This window comes from Streptomyces sp. NPDC004788, from assembly GCF_053601115.1.
On record NZ_JBSGBF010000005.1, the window covers coordinates 69015 to 86398 of the forward strand.

A 17384-nucleotide genomic window follows, 5' to 3' on the forward strand; every position below is an offset into this window, starting at 1 on the left:
CCCTCCGTCTCTCGTGAACGAACTTGCGGAGGTCAAGCGCCGGCTCTCCGCCATCGAGCGAGCACCGGCCCCGGTCAACACATTCGACCGATACCCGGCCGTGGAATGGGCCGCCCAGGGGCGCCCCGCCGTAGGCGGAAACATCTGGTCTTCGGTGAGCATTGCGAACGCCACCGGCCTGACCTTCGACCGTGTGGAATGCAAGTTCATCACGGACTTCCTTTACCCCGGCAAGCGAGAAGCCGAAGTTCGGCTAGCCGCATTCCGGCATACCGGCAAGGCAGAACGGGAGATCGTCAGCGCCTCCGCGGTCCTGAACCTCACCGGCATGACCGAACGCCGGATCGGCTCCGTGGTCATGCGCTGGGTCCACGGCATCCCGTACGGCTGGGACTACGCCGATGACACCACGATCTACACGATCGAACTTCAGCACCGGTACAAGGTGGGCCCGGAGCCGTACGACTCCGACGCTCACACCGTGGACGTGTTCGCCTTCTACAAGGGCAGCAACAAGGCGGGCCCTCCGACCGGTGGACCCATGGACATGGCGAACAACGCCGGATACCAAACCATGGTCCTTCCGGATTCACGCCCGAACGTCAGCGCCGGTTGGGTGACCATTCCTCGCATAGTCGGGGAACAGGAGCTTTACGGCTCCTACAGCCTTTCCGCAATGCAGTATTGCGTGGGCCTTCCGGCCGAACGCATCCCGGAGGCTTCCGCGAAGGGCTGGGCCTGGATCAGGAACTCCGGAGCTTCGTGGGGACGAGACCCCGACATCACAGAGCCGTACTTCAGCGTCTAAGGGGGCGGAATGGATCTGGCCCGCCTTTACGGGGCCGCTGAGATCGTCGCCCCGCTTCTGGTGTTCATTGCGTTCTCACTGAACCGGTGGAAGACCGGTATGCGGGACGCATGGCGGGCGGAGGCGGAAGCCTTCGCGAGCAAGGCCCAGCGGCAGGCGGACGAAATCGTTGAGCTTCGCCGTGAGGTGAAGGAACTCAGGCGGGAGAACGCGGAGCTTCGCGCCCAGGTGGCCGAACTCCTGGCACGCCCGTAGCAACCAACTAAGAGGGCGCCACCCTACTCACTCGGGTAGGGCGGTGCCCCCTTTGCATTTCTGGGGGGAAAACGCATGACCACACCACTCCCGGCAGAGATCCCGACCGTCCGCGTCCACGGCCAGTACCGGGGCCCGGACGGGCGCGCGCTCGCCGGCACTATCACCTTCACCGCGCCGGGACTCCTCACCTTCCCGGCGTCAGACCTCTTCATCGGCGGACCGGTCGTGGCGACGCTGGACGAGACCGGGGCGTTCGCGGTAACCCTGCCCGCCACCGACGCGCCCCAGATGAACCCCAGCGGCTGGGCATGGACCGTCAAGGAGAACCTTGCCGGGATCATCGGGAGCCGGACCTTCGCTCTGTTGCTGCCGAAGGCCGTACCGGACGTGGACCTTGCCGACGTGGCGCCGGCCGACCCGACCACGCCGAACTATGTGCCCGTGCCCGGCTCCCAGATCTACACCGGCACCGGCGCTCCGGCCGCATCCCTGGGCCTCACCGGCGACTTCTACACCCAGTACGACACCCGCACCCTGTTGGGCGTCACGCACACCACCGTGACCATGTGGAAGAAGACCGCGGGTACCTGGGCGAAGGTGGGCGGGGACATCCGGGGCTCTCAGTGGTTCGTGAACACGGCGACCACACCCAGCACCGACGCGAAGCCCGGAGACCTCTTGCTCCGGTCGGACACCGGCGACATCTGGCAGCGGACCGCCTCCGGCTGGGGCTCGTCCATCGGCAACCTGAAGGGCCCGAAGGGCGACGCGGGAGCACCGGGCAGCAAGGTCTATGCCTTCGCCAACGGCACCGAAGCGACCGGCGTAGGCGTGCCGGACGACTTCGCCATTCGAACCGACACGGGCAACCTGTACCTGTACGTGGCCGGCTCCGGCTGGACGAACAAGGGCAGCATCAAGGGCCCGAAGGGCGACACGGGCGCGACCGGACCCCAGGGCCCGAAGGGCGACCCGGGAACCGGCAACGTCAACACCGTGAACGGCAAGCTGGGCCCGGACGTGGTGCTCACCCCTGCCGACACGGGCGCCGTACCGGCCACCGGCCCGGCCACGATCACGCTGCCCGCGGGCTCGAGTGCGGTCGCCTTCGCGGTGAAGTCCGCGGACAACGCCACGAACTCCATAGAGGTTCGTGCTTCCGGAAGCGTCCGGTTCCAGCCCGGCAACATCTACATGGACAAGAACCTTCGGATCGGCGGGGCTGGGTCGGCAACCGGCGGAGGCTCCGGGGTGCTGGTCATGCAGGACGGGACCGCCCCTACGTCCTCCGTGACGGACGGCGCGATCGTCTATTCAGAAGCCGGGGTTCTCAAGATCCGCAACGCGGACGGAACGGTGATCGTCCCCGGCGGCACCCCGGCCGGTGTCGTCACATCCGTCAACGGCAAGCCGGGCCCGACCGTGACGCTTGCCGCTGCCGACGTGTCCGCGCTCGCCACCACGGCCCGGGGAGCCGCGAACGGTGTTGCGTCGCTGGACGCATCGAGCCGCGTGCCTATCGCCCAGCTCCCGCCGGAGGTCCCCACGGACCACATGTGGGAACCCAGTGACCTGGGCCTGAAGGCGTGGGCATTCGACCCGGCCGTTGCGATGAGCACTCCTATCTACTCCGGCAACGCCACGCTGAGGCTCACGGCCGTGATCCTCAAGAGCACCCAGACCATTTCCAAGATCGTCTGGCACTTCGGCGGATACGCGGGCGGGATGCTCGCCGGCTCGTGGGGCGCGATCTACAACAGCTCCGGCACCCGCGTGGGCACCACGGCAGTCCTGACCGGCGAGACCGTCATTGCCGGAGTGCACAACGGAGGCGGTCAGACCGTCGCGGCCCCGCTTACGGCGAACGCGTCCCTGCCCGCGGGCATCTACTACGTGGCGTGGGCCTTCCGGTACAACACCACGACCAATGACGGGCCCATGATGCTGTGCGCCGATTCCGCCTTCGGAGCCCCGCCGAATGTCTTCGGGCTCAACAACGTCAAGCGGTACGGCGTGATCAGCGGCACGGCTGCCACATCGGCCCCGGCAACCATCACGCTCAGCTCTGTGGAAAACGGGTCCAACAGGTTTTGGGCAGCGCTCGCGTAGGGGCAATCCACGCCCCAGACCCCAGGTGAGAACACAGCCCCCGTCCGGCTTCGGGCGGGGGCTTCGCATCTGAGGGGGATGAATGCAGCTCGTGACGCGCGCCCAGTGGGGTGCACGGCAGCCTGACAACGGGCACACGCCGGTGGCCCGCAACCGGGGCGTCAAGGTCCACTACCTGGGCACCGCCTACACGGCCGGCGACCATGACACCTGTGCGCCGTACATGCGCAAGATCCAGCGCGACCACATGGACGGCAACGGCTGGGCCGACTTCGCTTACAACTTCGCCGTGTGCGAGCACGGTTACGTGTTCGAAGGCCGGGGCCTGAACGCGCAGAACGCGGCCAACGGCAACACGACCCTGAACCGCGACCACTTCGCCGTGGTCGCCTTCGTCGGTAGCTCCGGCCACACCGCGCCGACCGACGCACAGGTTCAGGGCATCAAGGACGCGATTGCCTACCTGCGGGCCCACGGCGCCGGTGACGAGATCCGCGGCCACCGCGACGGGTACGCCACCGACTGTCCCGGCCCGGCCCTGTACGCGCTTGTGAAGTCCGGCGCACTCGAGCCCGGCGACTCGAAGCCGGAGCCCACGGGCTTCGCCCCGTTCCCGGGGGCCGCGTGGTTCAAGAACAACCCGAACAGCCCGCTCGTCACCGCCATGGGCCGCCGGCTCGTGGCTGAGGGGTGCTCCGCCTACGCGGAGGGTCCGGGCCCGCGCTGGACGGAGGCTGACCGCCGGTCGTACGCGAAGTGGCAGCGCAAGTTGGGCTTCACCGGCTCCGACGCGGACGGGTGGCCCGGCAAGACGAGCTGGGACCGGCTCCGCGTCCCGAAGGTCTGATCGTCACAGCCCGTGCCGCCCAGGCGGCCGGAGCGCTTCCGCGTGGACGAGCTGGCCCACGCCGTGGCGCACACCATCACACACCGCAACAACAGGGGGAAGATCATGGAGTTCATCAAGACCCACCCGGCCCGCATCTACGCCGTGGTGGTCGCCGTGCTCGCGCTCGTCGCGCACTTCGTCCCGTCGCTGCCGTCCCCGCTCATCCTGGGCGTGGTCGCGGCCGTGCTCGGTACCGGTGAGGCGGTCCAGCGCGTGGAGAACGGCAAGACCCTGGGCGCCTACACCGGCCAGTACCGCCCGTAGGCAACCGGCTCCCCAGACCTTCGGTGACCAACACACCGAAGGGGTTGAGGATGACCTATCGACACGTCGCGCTCATGGGCCGGGCCCGGACCGGCAAGGACACCTTGGCCGGCCGGCTCGTGTCCATGTGGGCCTTTACGAGGGTGGCCTTCGCGGACCCGCTCAAGGACATGGCTGCCACGCTGGACCCCATCGTCATGTACGAGCCGGGCGGGTACGGCCCACTGCCGGTCCGCCTGAGCGACGCGGTACGCCGCTGGGGCTGGGAGACGGCCAAGGACAGCTGTCCGGAGGTTCGCCGGACGCTTCAGCGCCTGGGGCAGGCGGCCCGTGATCAGGACCCGAACCACTGGGTCTCGCTCGCCATGGACAAGATCGCCACGGCGGACCGGTGGAACCTGCCGGTCGTGGTGACCGACGTGCGGCACGCCAACGAAGCCCAGGCCCTGAAGAACCGGGGCTTCGTGCTCGTCCGCGTGGTCCGCCCCGGGGCTCCGGCCCTGGGAGCCAACGCCCAGCACGAGAGCGAAACCGCCCTTGACGACTACCCGGCCGACGTGACCGTTGCCAACACGGGCACGCTCGCTGATCTGCACTGCGCTGCCGATCGGCTCGTTCAGTACCGATGACCAGACAGCCCCGTCGGACCCCAGCGGCCCGGCGGGGCTTCGTCGTGTCCGGCGCGGTGACGAAGTGCCGGAATGACGGTCTCTTCCTGTTCCACCCATGGCCGACCAACAGCAGTAACTAGGGCTGCAACCGGCACCGGGCGCCACTTCGCCACTTCGTCACCGCCTGGGCAATCCACTCCCCAGACCCGTGGTGGACCTATCCATCACGAGCCCGGAGGGGGCACAGCCCATGGGGCAGATCCGAACCATCAACCGAAGCGGGAGCCGCTTCTACTTCGACCCGGACAAGCCTGATCTCAAGGTCCCCGGCGTCACGTCCGTGATCGGCATGTTGCCGAAGCCCTTCCTTCAGCACTGGGCATCGAAGATGACCGCGGAGCTTGCGGTTGACTCGCTGGACTTCGTGAAGGCCATGGCGGAGCGAGACCGCGCCGGCGCCGTGGACTACCTCAAGGGCGCTGCCCGCCGGTACACGAAGGCCCGCGCGGACCTGGGCTCTGACGCCCATGACCTGTTTGAGCGGCTGATCCGCGGTGAGGCCGTGGGCCGGGTACACCCGGACCTGACCGCCTACCGGGACCACTTCCGGGAGTTCCTTGAGGCGGTCAACCCGGAGCTTGTCCGCGCCGAAGACATCGCGTGGTCGGACACGCACGCCTACGCCGGGAGCTTCGACGCCATCTTGAACGTGTGGCTGGACGAGAGCGGGAAGCCGACCCCGGACCGCTCCGGCGAGCGGCACACGGTCATAGCGGACTGGAAGACGAGCCGGGCCACCTACGCTGACGTGGCCCTTCAGATGTCCGCGTACGCGCACGCTGACCGGCTCGTTGACGCCCAGGGCGTGAGCGTGCCCATGCCTGACTTCGACGGGGCCTGTGTCCTGCACATCACGGACGAGACGTGGGCCTTCAAGCCGGTCCGCATCGACAGTGAGGACGTGTTCGCCACGTTCCTCCGGCTCCGCGAGATCTTCACGTGGGACCGCTCCACGTCGAAGACCGTCATCGGCCGGGCCATCGCCCAGGCGGCCGGACAGCTCGTGACGGGCACCCAGCGCCGGGCCAAGTAGCCCGGCCCGCGCAGTACCCGCCCCCGGTGACTTCGGTCGCCGGGGGCTTTCTGCTGTCCCCAGCCTGTGGGCAATCGGCTCCCCAGACCCCGGGTGAAGGGGGACGGAGCGGCCGGCCACGAGCCCCGCCCTTCCCCCTGATCAACCAACCCCAGGGGGAGAGCAACACATGGGACTTCAGATCTTCGCCACCGACCCGGACGCGAAGCCGAAGCCGAAGCCGGAGACCGACTTCAGCAACGATCACACGTTCTCGTTCCGGTCCGGCATGGTCGTGAACAAGAAGCCGGTCAGCCTCGCGAACTGGCGGGTCACGACTGGCGACCCGGCCGTTGCCGACGCGGTGGCCCAGCTCCTGGGCGGCACCGCGGAGGAGTACGACCCGACGAAGGAGCAGAACCTCCACGTCCTCACGGACACCCCGTCCGTAGAAGTCGTCATTGACGGCAGCAAGGCCGTGGAGGACAAGCTCATTCTCTGGGGCCGGACCGGTCCCATCCACGAGTGCGACGGCGTGAGCTTCCTGTCCCCGCCGGAGCGCAAGGGGGAGCCGTGCGGCTGCCCGAAGCTCATGACGGAGCGCAAGGAGCTTGCTCGACAGGGCATCGGCCCGGCGCCGGCCATCAACATCACCTTCCGTCTGGCCCATGACTACGAGCTTGGCAAGGGGCGGTTCATCGCGTCCGCGTGGTCGCTCGCGGAGGTGATCCACGAAGTCAAGGACGCCCTTGACGACGTGGACGGGGAGGCCCTGTGCCGCCTCACGCTCGAGCACGTCAGCTACGTCAACAAGGCCGGGATCAAGGTGGACTTCCGCAAGCCGGTGGTTGAGGTCATCGGCTCGTACAACGACGCCATCGCGGACGAGCGGTGACGGGCTTCCTGCCCGGCTCGTTCCTCACCGCCCCCGGCGGGAGCCCGGAGTTCCGGATGGTTCTCCGGGCACTGCCGGACCCGGTGATCAAGGCGCCGCTCTGGGAGTGGAAGCCGGGCGAGATCAAGCACGTGATCAGTGAGCGCCGGCGAAGGTTCGGCGTGGACGAAGAGGAGTTCGTCTATGGGTAAGCGCGGGACGGTCTCCGACTACGCGGGAAACGAGCTGTACCGCGGAGACCTGATCACCTACGGCGCACGGCAGGGGAACCGCGTCCGCATGGCCGACGCGGTGATTGACCGGATCACGGTCCGCAAGGTGGACGGCATCCTTCGCCCGATGCTCCGCGTCCAGCCGACCGGCACCGAATCGGGCTTCGTCCCGCGGAAGCGGCTCCGGAAGGAGTGGATCTCCACGGAACACGCCCGGTTGTGCCTGCCCAACGTCACGGGCGAGCGAGACCAGTAACAGGACAAGTCGAAGGGCCGGACGGTATCCGCTGGGTGCCGCTCCGGCCCTTCGCCGTTTCAGCCCCGCTCGCGGGAGTGGGGCAACGGGGGGACCGATGGAAGTACGGATCAAGGGAGAGACCGCTCCGGCGCTGGGGGATCTTCGGGACCTGGGCGCCGGGGACACGGTGTGGCTTGAGCCCGGCGTGTGGAACCGGCGGGACTGGGGCCGGTACGTGGACGCGATAGCCCACGCCGTGTGTCGCGGGGCTGACGCTCGCTGGGGGCGCCCGTGATCACGGCAATCGTGGTGGGTGTCGCGGCCTTCAACCTGGGCTTCGTGTACGGCGTGATCCTCTTCGGGGGCCGCCGTGGCTAACCCGAGCAAAGCGAAGGGGACCGCCTGGGAGTCCGCCGTTCGCGACTACATGAACAAGGCCCTGGGGCTCGTGGACGAGTCCGGCCGCTTCGTTGACATCTTCTCCGCGCTCAACGTGCGCCGGGCCGCCCAGGAAGGCGCGAAGGACGTGGGCGACGTGCACGCCGTGCCCTTCGTGCTGGAGTGCAAGGACGTGCTCCGCCCGGCGGTCCCGGCGTGGCTGAGGCAAGCCCACGTCGAAGCCGACCACGCCGGATACCCGTACGGAGTCGTGGTCCACAAGGTCCGCCGGGCTGCCGTCGCCTGGGGCAGGGTCCACTTCGGCGTGCACACATGGACCCGCGCCCGTCTCGCCATGGGCCTGACCACGGCGCAGATGCGCGAGCGGTACGCCTTCGCCCCGGCGGTGCGCGGTCTCGACTCCGCCCGGTGGTACCTGACCACCGACATGGAGCACTTCACCCAGCTCGTGGCAGACCTCCGCGCGGCCCCGTAGGGCAGGCAATCCACGCCCTAGAAGCCGAGAGAAGGAGGTACGCACACATGCTTTTCTCTCAGGTTCTCTCGCGCTTCTCCCAGGTCACCGAAGAGGCGGACGGGGGCTATCTCGCCCTGTGCCCGGCGCACGGCGACTCCCGCCCGTCTCTTCGGATCTGGCGTGGGGATGACCACAAGGTCCGGATCACGTGCCGGGCCGGCTGCCAGACCGAAGAGGTGATCGGGGCCGTGGGGCTCCGCTGGGTGGACCTGTTCGACGCGGGCGGGGAGGGCCTGACCGTCTCTTCCACGCGGCCCCAGCTCGTGGGCCCGGAGCACACGGCAGCGCTCGCCCGGTACGTGGACGAGTCCGCTTTCCTACTCCAGAAGCGGGACGACGAAGCCGCCGCTCGTGCCGCCCAGTACGCCGCGGGCCGCTTCGGCATCGACCTTGCCGGCGCCCAGGAGCACGGGCTTGGAGTGGACAACGGGGAGTTCATCACCGGCTTCCCCTACCGTTCCCGCTCCTTCCTGGCCTTCCCGCGGCTGACCGTCCCGCTGAGGGACTTCACCGGCGTGGCCCGCGGGCTTCAGGGCCGGGACCTCACCGGGCAGTGCCCGGGGCGGTGGCTGAGCCTGATGAACCCGGAGGGCGCACGGTGGGCCGCTTACGGCGTCTTCCGGGGCGGTGGCGGGTACGGGGTCACGATCGTGACGGAGGGCCCTGGCGACGCGCTCACCGCCGTGGCCGTGGGCTATGACGCGGTGGCCGTTCGGGGCGCGAGTCTGGCAGGGAACCCGGACTTGATCCGGGAGCTTGCCGAAGGGCTTCGGGGTTCACAGGTCATCGTTGCCGGTGATCACGACCCGGCTGGGCTGGGCTTCACCCAGCGTCTGGCGGAGGGCCTTGCCGCCCACGACGTGGACGTGTTCGCACTCGACATCCCCACGGTCGGACACGACCTGACCCGGTGGCGTGAGGACGATCCGTCCGCCTTCCCCACGGCCCTTCACCGGGCGGTCAAGGCGGCCCGTCCCATCCGGCCCGCCGGCAGCGCGCTCGTGGACGGAGAAACCGGGGCGCTTGTCCCCGATGCCGACGAAGGCGCCCGTGCCGTCCAGCTCATGAAGGACTTCGCGGAGCGCTACGGCTCGTCCGACGTGCTCAACGCTCACGCGCTCGTGGCCTTCACCCGGGGCACGATCAAGCACGCGCCCGGCCTGGGCTTCTACATGTGGACCGGGAAGGTCTGGGAGCGCAGCGACACCCGCGTTCGTCAGGCCATCCACTACATGGGGGCCGCCCTCACCGTGGCAGCCGCTGAGCTGAGCGCCCAGCACACGGAGGCGGGCGGAGACCCGAAGGAAGACCCCGGTGCCCAGCTCAAGAAGGTGGCACTCGGCTTCACCCTGACGCGGCACATCGACTCCCTGATACGGGAGCTTCGGGCCGTGCCGTCCGTCCACGTGGACGCCTCCGACTTCGACGCGCACCCGCACCTGTTGAGCTTCGCCAACGGGACCGTGGACCTTCGGACCGGAGAGCTGAAGCCACACGACAAGCGCGACATGCTCACGTACGGGCTGGACATCGACTACCGGCCCGAAGCCGAGTGCCCGCGGTGGCTGTCCTTCCTCCTTGAGGTCTTCCCGGACAGCCCGGAGCTTGCCGACTACTTCCGCCGGCTCGTGGGCTACGGCATTACCGGGTCGGTTCAAGAACAGTGCTTTGTGGTGCTCTGGGGCAAGGGCGCAAACGGTAAGTCGGTGGCCACGGACACGCTGACCAACGTGTTCCGTTCGATCACGAAGACCACCGCCTTCGCCACCTTTGAGGAAAAGCCCAACGGTGGAATCCCCAACGACATTGCCGCGTTGAGGGGCAGCCGGCTCGTCATGGCGAGCGAAGGCGAGAGTGGCAAGCCCATGTCGGAAGCGATCCTCAAGCGCGCATCCGGCAAGGACATGATGACCGCACGGTTCATGCGGCAAGAGTTCTTCGAGTTCAAGCCCAGCTTCCTTATCGTCCTTTCCACGAACCACAAACCCCGCTTCCGCGGTCAGGACGAAGGGCTTTGGCGCCGTGTCCGCATGATTCCATTCACACGCTGGTTCGCCCCGCACGAGCGTGATCCCTACCTTGACCAAAAGCTCACCGCGGAGGCGGAAGGAATTGCTGCCTGGGCAGTGAAGGGCGCCATGGAGTGGTACGCCTCCGGGCTTCAGGACCCGCCGGTCATCGCGGAGGCCACGAAGGAGTACCGCGAGACGAGCGACGCGTTGGCCGGGTTCTTCCCCGGCGTGCTCGAGCCGTGCGACGACGGACAGCAGATGTCCGGCGGAGACGCCTTCACGGCCTACCTCGATTGGTGCGAAGCGGAAAACCTCCCGCTCAAGGAGCGCTGGACCCGCCGCGCGTTCTTCGGGGCCATGGAGGAGCGCGGGGTTGTCCGCAAGAAGACCAACCGGGGCGTGGCGCTCGTAGGCGTCCGCCCGGCCGGCGAAGGCCCGGCACCGACCGGCCCCGGCATCTTCGCGGGCTGAGATCACGAACACAGGGGGCGGGCTCGTCATGCCCATTTTGGAGTTGTGCGCCGGGTACGGGGGCCTGGGCATGGCGGTAGAAGCGCTGACCGGAGAACGCATCCGCTACGTGGCGGAGAGCGACCCGCACGCTTCCCGAATACTTGCCGCCCGCTATCCGGATGCCCCGAATCTCGGGGACATCACGTCCGTTGACTGGGAGGCACTTCAAGGAGAAATCGACATCGTTACGGCCGGATTCCCCTGCCAGGGGATATCCAACGCCGGACTACGAAGGGGCCTAGCTGATGAACGTTCAGCCGTATGGTTCCACGCCCTCACAGCCATTCGCACACTACGACCACGATTCGTCTTTCTGGAAAACGTCGCTGCAATCCGAAGACGCGGACTCCCGGAAGTTCTCGGGGGATTGGCCGCGATCGGGTATGACGCGAAATGGTGCAGCTTCCGCGCTTCCGAAATCGGAGCACCCCACCACAGGGACCGATGGTTTTGCCTCGCCGTTCCTGAAGGGACCGGAGCACGAGAAGAAGTGGCCTTCGACGCCCATGGGGGAGGTGAACACCAGGACGCCGGAGCTGCCGGCGGTGCTCGTCTTCTTCCCTACTCCCACAGCCTCCGACGGGGCCGGGGGCCCGGGAGGGTCGAAGAGCACCCAGGGCGGCCCGAACCTTCGGACGCTCGCTACTCGCCTGCCACATGGTGGGGGGACTACCTCCCTGCCGTCCGCCGATGGGAAGACCTGACCGGACGCCCGTCCCCAGCTCCCACGGAGCGCGGACCGCGCGGAGGTATCCGTCTCACCCCGGCATGGACTGAGTGGCTGATGGGCCTACCCGCCGGGTGGGTCACCGACGTGCCCGGCCTGGGTCGCAAGGAACAGCTCCGCGCCATCGGCAACGGGGTGATCCCGGCCCAGGCGTTCGCGGCCTTCCACCACCTTCTTCAGCACTGACAACCGCACACCACACGAAGAGCCTGCCCGGCATCCCTGGGCGGGCTCTTCGTCGTATCGGGGGGAAACCGACCGTGGAGACCTACCGCCACGATGTCGCCGGCGACCCGGTGACCGTTCACGTACCGCAGACCCGCGCAGACCTTGACGCCTTCCGGGCGTGGCTCACCGAAGCCGAACGCCGGGGCCCGATCGCACTCGACACCGAAACGACCGGGCTGGACATCTACAGCCCCGGCTACCGCCTCCGCACGGTCCAGTTCGGGGACGCCTTCACCGCCTGGGTCATTCCCTGGGAGCGCGGGCCCGCTTTCCAGTCCGCCGCTCGCGCTGCCCTCCGCCGCGTGCCCCGCTTCCTGATCCACAACGCCCCGTTCGACTGGGCCGTTTTGGATCGTCACGCCGGGGTGCCGCTCGAATCGCTCGCCCCGCGCACCACGGACACCCGCCTGAAGGCCGGGCTTCTGGACCCGCGGCAGCCCCAGGAAGGCGGCATTGGCACCGGCCTCAAGCCCCTGTCCGCGTACTGGGTGGACCCCTCCGCCCCGGACACCCAGGGCGACTTGACCCAGGTGTTCCGCAGCCTGGGCCTGACGAAGGCCACCGGCTGGGCAGCCATCCCCCTCAACAATCCGATCTTCGCCCTGTACGCCGGGCTGGACGTGATCTACACGGCCCGGCTGGACCCGGTGCTCACTCGGGAGCTGGACCGCCTGGGCGTGCGGCCCACGCTCATTCAGTACGAGCACGAGCTAGCCCGGATCACCACGACCATGCAGCGCGCCGGCATGGTCCTTGATCAGGACTACGTGCGGGAGCTGAGCGCGTCCCTGACCTACGAAGAGCACCACTTCGCGGAAGTAGCCCGCCGGTACGGAGTCGAGAACGTCAACGCCCCGCGGCAGATAGCCGAAGCCCTCACGGGCATGGGTGAGCATCTGGGCGAGCGCACCGCATCCGGCGCCGTGAAGGTGGACAAGGCCGTTCTCTCCGCGCTCGCGGACCTGAGCCTTCAGGGCGAGCGCCTTCACGTCCGCACGCCCAACCCGCTCGCGGAAGCGGTCATCCGGAGCAAGAGGGCGGGGAAGTGGAGGACCGCCTACGCGGACACCTTCCTTGAGGTCATGGACGCCCAGGGACGCGTTCACCCGTTCATCAACTCCATGCAGGCCCGGACCGGCCGCATGTCCGTGACCCGGCCCGCCCTTCAGACGCTGCCCAGCTCAGACCAGATGATCCGCCGGGCTCTACTCGCGGACCCCGGTCACGTCATGATCAGCGTGGACTTCTCCGCGATTGAGATGCGCGTCCTTGCCGGTCTCGCCGGGGTCACCCGCATGAAGGAAGGTTTCCTCCGCGGGGAAGACATCCACTGGTTCACGGCCCGGCTCGTCAAGGGCGCCGGGGCCACGGAGAAGGACCGGAAGGTCTTCAAGGGCGCCGGGTTCTCGAAGGTCTACGGCGGAGGCGTCCGCACGGCAGCCCGGCAGACCGGCGCGAGCGAAGAGGCCATGCGCCGGGCCTTCGCGGAGTATGACCGGCTGTACCCGGAGATCAAGCGCGCGTCCGCCCGGTGGCAGCGCGAAGCCTTCGAGTCCGGCATGGTCACCGTGTCCGCCACCGGTCGCCGGCTCCCGCTGGACCGGGACCGCACATACGCGGTGGTCAACTACCAGTGCCAGTCAGCCGCGCGGGACTGCCTGGGTCAGGCCCTGCTGAACATCGAAGAAGCCGGGCTTCTCGACATGCTCAAGCTCCCGATCCATGACGAAGCGCTCTTGTCGGCCCCGCGCGAAGAGGCCCAGGACGTGGCCCGCGCCGTAGAAGAGGCCATGACCTTCGACCTGTTCGGGGTGCCCATCGTGGCCGAAGCCGAAATCGGCGGACGCTCCTGGGGCAGCCTGTACGGCGCGGACTACTGACCCACCCGAAGCCCCGTCCCCCCGGACTCACCGGCGGCAGGCGGGGCTTCGTCATTTCCTCGTTTTCCGCAACTGAATTTCAGGACCACAAGGTCACGGACCGATCAATTCCGGTTTCTCTCTCCTACTCGCGACCGAACTCGGGTCACGGCACGTGCGGACTCCACAACTGTGCGTATTGGCGGCGGATCTAACCCAGTGAAATCGCCGGTGATCCCGCACCGTTCGCCGGCTCCGAAATCGACGTACGGCCCTGATCAAGCCCCGCGTCAAGCACCCCCGGCAGGGGGCTTGATTCGCCGTGCCCTTTTACCGACAGCCATGGGCTTCGTGCACCCATAAACAGGCGTAAGCGCAGGTCAGACGCGCTGCACGACGGTTCGGCCCCCTCCGGGCAATCGGCTCACCAGACCACGGGTGAGCCAAGCCAAGGAGAGCCCACCCGTGTCCAGCACGCTTGCACTTTCGACCGTCCGCGCTGCCCAGAACAAGGACCTTGAAGCGACCACGGCGGTTATCGAAGCAACCGAATCCCGAATAGCCGTTCTCGCTCGTAAGGCGGCCCGGCGAATGGCGGAGAGCGGCCCCCGCCACGATGACTACTTTGATGAGTTCACCCAGCAAGGACGTATTGCCGTCTGGGAAGCGCTCGCCCGTTTTGACGAGACCGTGAACCCGGACTTCCTGGGCTTCGCGTACACCACCGTGGAGACCATGCTCCTGGGCGCCACCCGTGCGGAGCGGAACCAGGGCGTGGACGACTCCGCAGCAAAAACGTTCCTGTCGATGCTGGACCGCGCGGGGGGTGACCCGTTCCTTGCGGAGAAGCTGTGCCAGACCGTCCCGCCCGCCGGTCGCCGGCTGAGCGCGGACCGGGCTCACGCTGCCCGTCTCGCCTACCAAGGGGCTGACTCGCTGGACGCTCCGGCGCCGGGCTCCACGGAAGACGAGCCGTGGGAGCCGGGCACGTCCACGTACGGCGTGCCGGAAGACCTGATCACCCCGGACGACGTGGCCCGCGAAGAGGCCCGGGTCAAGAAGGCGCTCGTCCACGGCATCTTGGACGTGATGGGCGAAGGGCAGGCGTACGTACTCCGCGGCACCTTCGGCATTGAGCCCGTCCCCTTCTACGGCAATGCGGCGGACGAAGACCTTGCCGCGGCCATGAACACCACGGCGAAGGCCGTGCGCGAAGCCCGCCACAAGGGCCTGAAGAGCTTCGGGAAGCGCTGGGTCAAGGCCACCGCCCAGACCGCTGAAGAGGCGGACGAGCTGACTGCCGCCATGACCGCCCGGCTGACCCGCAAGGGCGCGGCGTGCCCGGCCTGACGGGACGCTCCCCCTTTGACCTGCACCACCGACCCCAGGAAGAGGACCGCATGACCATGCAGACCGTTCGCGAGACGAAGGCCACCCTGAACGCCGAAGCCGGCCGGGTGCTGGTCTGGCACAACGACAAGGAAGCGCGCTTCGTCTCCGTCGCCGTGCCGGGCGACCGGGCCAAGCTCAGCCCGGCCCAGGCCCGGGAGCTGGGCCTCTGGCTCGTGGAAGCGAGCGAGCGCGTCACCGCACCGGAGAGCCCGCTCCGCACCGCCACGGCCCCGGCTCCCCGCCGGCCGGGCTTCACGTCGTACACCCCTCCGTCCCGCTGGTAACCAGTGAAGATCCAGCCGCGTGGCCGGAACACATACAACCATTCGGTCGTTTGACAGGTCAGTGACGCTGAGCGACGGAACGGTAAGCCCCGCTTCGGCGGGGCTTTCTTTTTGCCCCTATTTGCGGTAGAGCGGCACCGCTAATGATCTTGTGGCATAACACAGGGGCATATGTCGTTAGCTCCCTGTAGGGTCGAATGGCTGTGCGATTCAGTGCAGCGGAACCATCAGGGGGTTGGTTTTCGCATGTCCTACGTAGAAGGAGTCCCGTCCGTACGATTCGTCACCGAAGGCCCCAGGTGTGCCGGGCCTGACCGATGGGTGTGGGAACCCATGGGTGAGGTCCCAGACATGCCCGACTACATCCACAGCGCTGACGAGCTGGGGCGAGCGCTGTACGTGTACGCGGCTACCGTGGCCCGCGTACTCCACGAGTCCAAGGAACCCTGCCGGTTCCGGCTCGTGGCCTACTGCCTGAAGCACGGACACCCGTTGGGCATCCACGAATGGACGGTCTCCGCGGAGACGGGTCGGCTCGTCCCAGCCGGCGAACCCTGGGTTGTCTACGACGAAGAGGAGGAGCGCGCCGCCGCGTAGTGGTTGCTGTGCTAACGGAGGAGGCACAGCTCCGCCGGGGCTCCCGCTCCCACCCGTTTGGTACGCCGAAGCCCCGTTGCCCGGAAGAGGGTGACGGGGCTTCTTTGCGTGGCGATCAAGCAACGAGCGCCGGGGCAACTCCGCGGGCCCGCTCGTACAGCTCCCGCGCGGTCGAGTTCTTGAGGTGTGGACGGATCAGCCCGCCCATGGTCTTGATCCGATCGTCCGCCCGCCCTGACTGCACCATGGGGAAGTCGTCCAGTGCGAGATGCCACGTGGCGCACGCTGCCTCCAAGTGGCCTACCTGAAGTTGGCGTTCGGCAAGGGTTGCCCGGTGTCGTACGCGGGCGCGCCGGTAGACACCGAAACGGTGTTGATCGGACTGTTGCATTGCTTCGATGGACCCGGCCACGTCGCCCAGCTCGTAGCGCACCTGACTGACGTGGTACAGCAGTGACGACGGGTCGTATGAGCCGAAAGCCCGACTCCGGGACTCAGCTTTCTCCATAGCCGACTCAGCTTCGCGGAGCCGCCGTAGAGCGTGCGTGCGGTCTCCGGTTTGAGCGGCGGCGTGTGCTTGCTGACCGGCAAGGAAGGCGAGCATCCGGGGCCCCGCCTTCGGTGATGCCGCGGCAGCCGCGTCGGCAAGCTCCATGGCCTTGCTGCCGTGCCCTAGGTCCACTGCTTGGACGCTCATCCCTCGGAGCGTGGTGCAGTACGTCAGGTGATCGTCAGCGGCCCCGGCCAACTCCAGAGCCTTGACGTAGTACCGCTGAGCAAGACCGTGAAGCCCTTCGTCCACGGCCATGTAGCCCGTGAGGTAGGCGAGATCCGAAGCGGCCGAAAGCATGGCCTTGCGCACTTCATCCGGAGCATCGGCCCGCAGGTAGGGCGCCACGGTGTTGACCATGAAGGTGGCGGCCATGGGACGGGCATGGCGCCCACCGAACTGATCATCAAGGTCCGAGATCCGTTCGGTCATCGCGATGACCATTTCCACTTCGTTCATCCCGACGCGGGACGTGCGCCCGGTCTGGATGGCTTCCGCCCGTCCGATCACGTCTTGCCAACCGGGGATGGTCAGCGCCACGGAGAAGAGCCCGGCGCCGAGAACGGCTCTTCGTGACGGGTCCATGTCCGACCTCCCCAGCTCGATCATCCCTTCCACGGTATCCGTGGGGCTCGAGGAACGGGCGACGGGAGAGGGGAAGCCAGCTTCAGTGTGCGTGATGGGCCGCTGTAACCGGCGAGACAGCGCTTCGAGGACACAGCGCCGCACCGCTTCCTTCTGGGGGATCGTGCCCCCCAACCAGTGGTGCACCGCTGAGGCATTCGTCTTGAGGGGGGTGCCGTTCTCCGCGCCGACAAGGTTGATTTGCCGGGCGCACTGGCTCAGCGTCCAGTTCGTTTCATCGAAGAGACGTTGAAGTCCCTCGTTGGGCACCTTCGCCATGGTCCACCAACTCCCCGCAGTGGTAGGCGCCTTAAACGCCTTAAAAA

Annotated in this window: 18 protein-coding genes and 1 pseudogene; 18 read left to right on the plus strand and 1 reads right to left on the minus strand. The window is 67.7% G+C overall.

Features of this window, described 5'->3' with window-relative positions; all coding sequences use genetic code 11:
• The first annotated feature begins 13 nt into the window (after nucleotides 1-13).
• The 18 genes and pseudogenes from ACWEJX_RS04460 (at nucleotide 14) to ACWEJX_RS04545 (ending at nucleotide 15884) form a co-directional block, all read left to right on the plus strand.
• Nucleotides 14-808, plus strand: coding sequence for a hypothetical protein (locus tag ACWEJX_RS04460; protein ID WP_451606031.1), 795 nt, complete (start codon nucleotides 14-16; stop codon nucleotides 806-808).
• 9 nt (nucleotides 809-817) lie between these two features.
• Nucleotides 818-1063 carry a hypothetical protein gene (locus tag ACWEJX_RS04465; RefSeq protein WP_059251398.1) on the plus strand — a complete coding sequence of 82 codons (246 nt, stop codon included), beginning with the start codon at nucleotides 818-820 and terminating at the stop codon, nucleotides 1061-1063.
• A 75-nt stretch (nucleotides 1064-1138) separates the two neighbouring features.
• Complete coding sequence (locus ACWEJX_RS04470; RefSeq protein WP_451606032.1) at nucleotides 1139-3175, plus strand: hypothetical protein; 2037 nt, start codon at nucleotides 1139-1141, stop codon at nucleotides 3173-3175.
• Nucleotides 3176-3257: 82 nt separating this feature from the next.
• Nucleotides 3258-4022 carry a peptidoglycan-binding protein gene (locus ACWEJX_RS04475; RefSeq protein ID WP_451606033.1) on the plus strand — a complete coding sequence of 255 codons (765 nt, stop codon included), beginning with the start codon at nucleotides 3258-3260 and terminating at the stop codon, nucleotides 4020-4022.
• 12 nt (nucleotides 4023-4034) lie between these two features.
• A complete protein-coding gene (locus tag ACWEJX_RS04480) occupies nucleotides 4035-4328 on the plus strand; it encodes a hypothetical protein (RefSeq protein ID WP_451606034.1) in 294 nt (97 codons plus the stop codon).
• A 50-nt stretch (nucleotides 4329-4378) separates the two neighbouring features.
• Entirely contained in the window at nucleotides 4379-4957 is a 579-nt protein-coding gene (locus ACWEJX_RS04485) for a deoxynucleotide monophosphate kinase family protein (protein ID WP_451606035.1), read from the plus strand.
• A gap of 232 nt (nucleotides 4958-5189) precedes the next feature.
• A complete protein-coding gene (locus ACWEJX_RS04490; RefSeq protein WP_451606036.1) occupies nucleotides 5190-6032 on the plus strand; it encodes a hypothetical protein in 843 nt (280 codons plus the stop codon).
• A 169-nt stretch (nucleotides 6033-6201) separates the two neighbouring features.
• Complete coding sequence (locus tag ACWEJX_RS04495) at nucleotides 6202-6906, plus strand: hypothetical protein (RefSeq protein WP_376626895.1); 705 nt, start codon at nucleotides 6202-6204, stop codon at nucleotides 6904-6906.
• Nucleotides 6903-7097: a hypothetical protein gene (locus ACWEJX_RS04500; RefSeq protein WP_451606037.1), complete on the plus strand. Its 195-nt coding sequence runs from the start codon at nucleotides 6903-6905 to the stop codon at nucleotides 7095-7097. The genes ACWEJX_RS04495 and ACWEJX_RS04500 overlap by 4 nt, the downstream gene beginning before the upstream one ends.
• Nucleotides 7090-7374, plus strand: a complete 285-nt coding sequence (locus tag ACWEJX_RS04505) for a hypothetical protein (RefSeq protein WP_059251412.1) — start codon at nucleotides 7090-7092, stop codon at nucleotides 7372-7374. The genes ACWEJX_RS04500 and ACWEJX_RS04505 overlap by 8 nt, the downstream gene beginning before the upstream one ends.
• Before the next feature lie 352 nt (nucleotides 7375-7726).
• Nucleotides 7727-8230, plus strand: a complete 504-nt coding sequence (locus tag ACWEJX_RS04510) for a hypothetical protein (RefSeq protein ID WP_451606038.1) — start codon at nucleotides 7727-7729, stop codon at nucleotides 8228-8230.
• Nucleotides 8231-8277: 47 nt separating this feature from the next.
• Entirely contained in the window at nucleotides 8278-10755 is a 2478-nt protein-coding gene (locus ACWEJX_RS04515; RefSeq protein WP_451606039.1) for a phage/plasmid primase, P4 family, read from the plus strand.
• A gap of 28 nt (nucleotides 10756-10783) precedes the next feature.
• A pseudogene (locus ACWEJX_RS04520) lies at nucleotides 10784-11260 on the plus strand (DNA cytosine methyltransferase); the annotation flags it as partial.
• Between the two features lie 321 nt (nucleotides 11261-11581).
• Nucleotides 11582-11710 carry a hypothetical protein gene (locus tag ACWEJX_RS04525; RefSeq protein ID WP_376627667.1) on the plus strand — a complete coding sequence of 43 codons (129 nt, stop codon included), beginning with the start codon at nucleotides 11582-11584 and terminating at the stop codon, nucleotides 11708-11710.
• A 74-nt stretch (nucleotides 11711-11784) separates the two neighbouring features.
• Complete coding sequence (locus ACWEJX_RS04530; protein ID WP_451606040.1) at nucleotides 11785-13632, plus strand: DNA polymerase; 1848 nt, start codon at nucleotides 11785-11787, stop codon at nucleotides 13630-13632.
• A gap of 444 nt (nucleotides 13633-14076) precedes the next feature.
• Nucleotides 14077-14961, plus strand: coding sequence for a hypothetical protein (locus ACWEJX_RS04535; RefSeq protein ID WP_451606041.1), 885 nt, complete (start codon nucleotides 14077-14079; stop codon nucleotides 14959-14961).
• Between the two features lie 50 nt (nucleotides 14962-15011).
• Complete coding sequence (locus ACWEJX_RS04540; RefSeq protein WP_161133232.1) at nucleotides 15012-15287, plus strand: hypothetical protein; 276 nt, start codon at nucleotides 15012-15014, stop codon at nucleotides 15285-15287.
• 333 nt (nucleotides 15288-15620) lie between these two features.
• Nucleotides 15621-15884, plus strand: a complete 264-nt coding sequence (locus tag ACWEJX_RS04545; RefSeq protein WP_059251423.1) for a hypothetical protein — start codon at nucleotides 15621-15623, stop codon at nucleotides 15882-15884.
• 115 nt (nucleotides 15885-15999) lie between these two features.
• Here ACWEJX_RS04545 and ACWEJX_RS04550 read toward each other — a convergent pair whose 3' ends face one another.
• Nucleotides 16000-17337 carry a tetratricopeptide repeat protein gene (locus tag ACWEJX_RS04550; protein WP_451606042.1) on the minus strand — a complete coding sequence of 446 codons (1338 nt, stop codon included), beginning with the start codon at nucleotides 17335-17337 and terminating at the stop codon, nucleotides 16000-16002.
• Nucleotides 17338-17384: the final 47 nt, after the last annotated feature.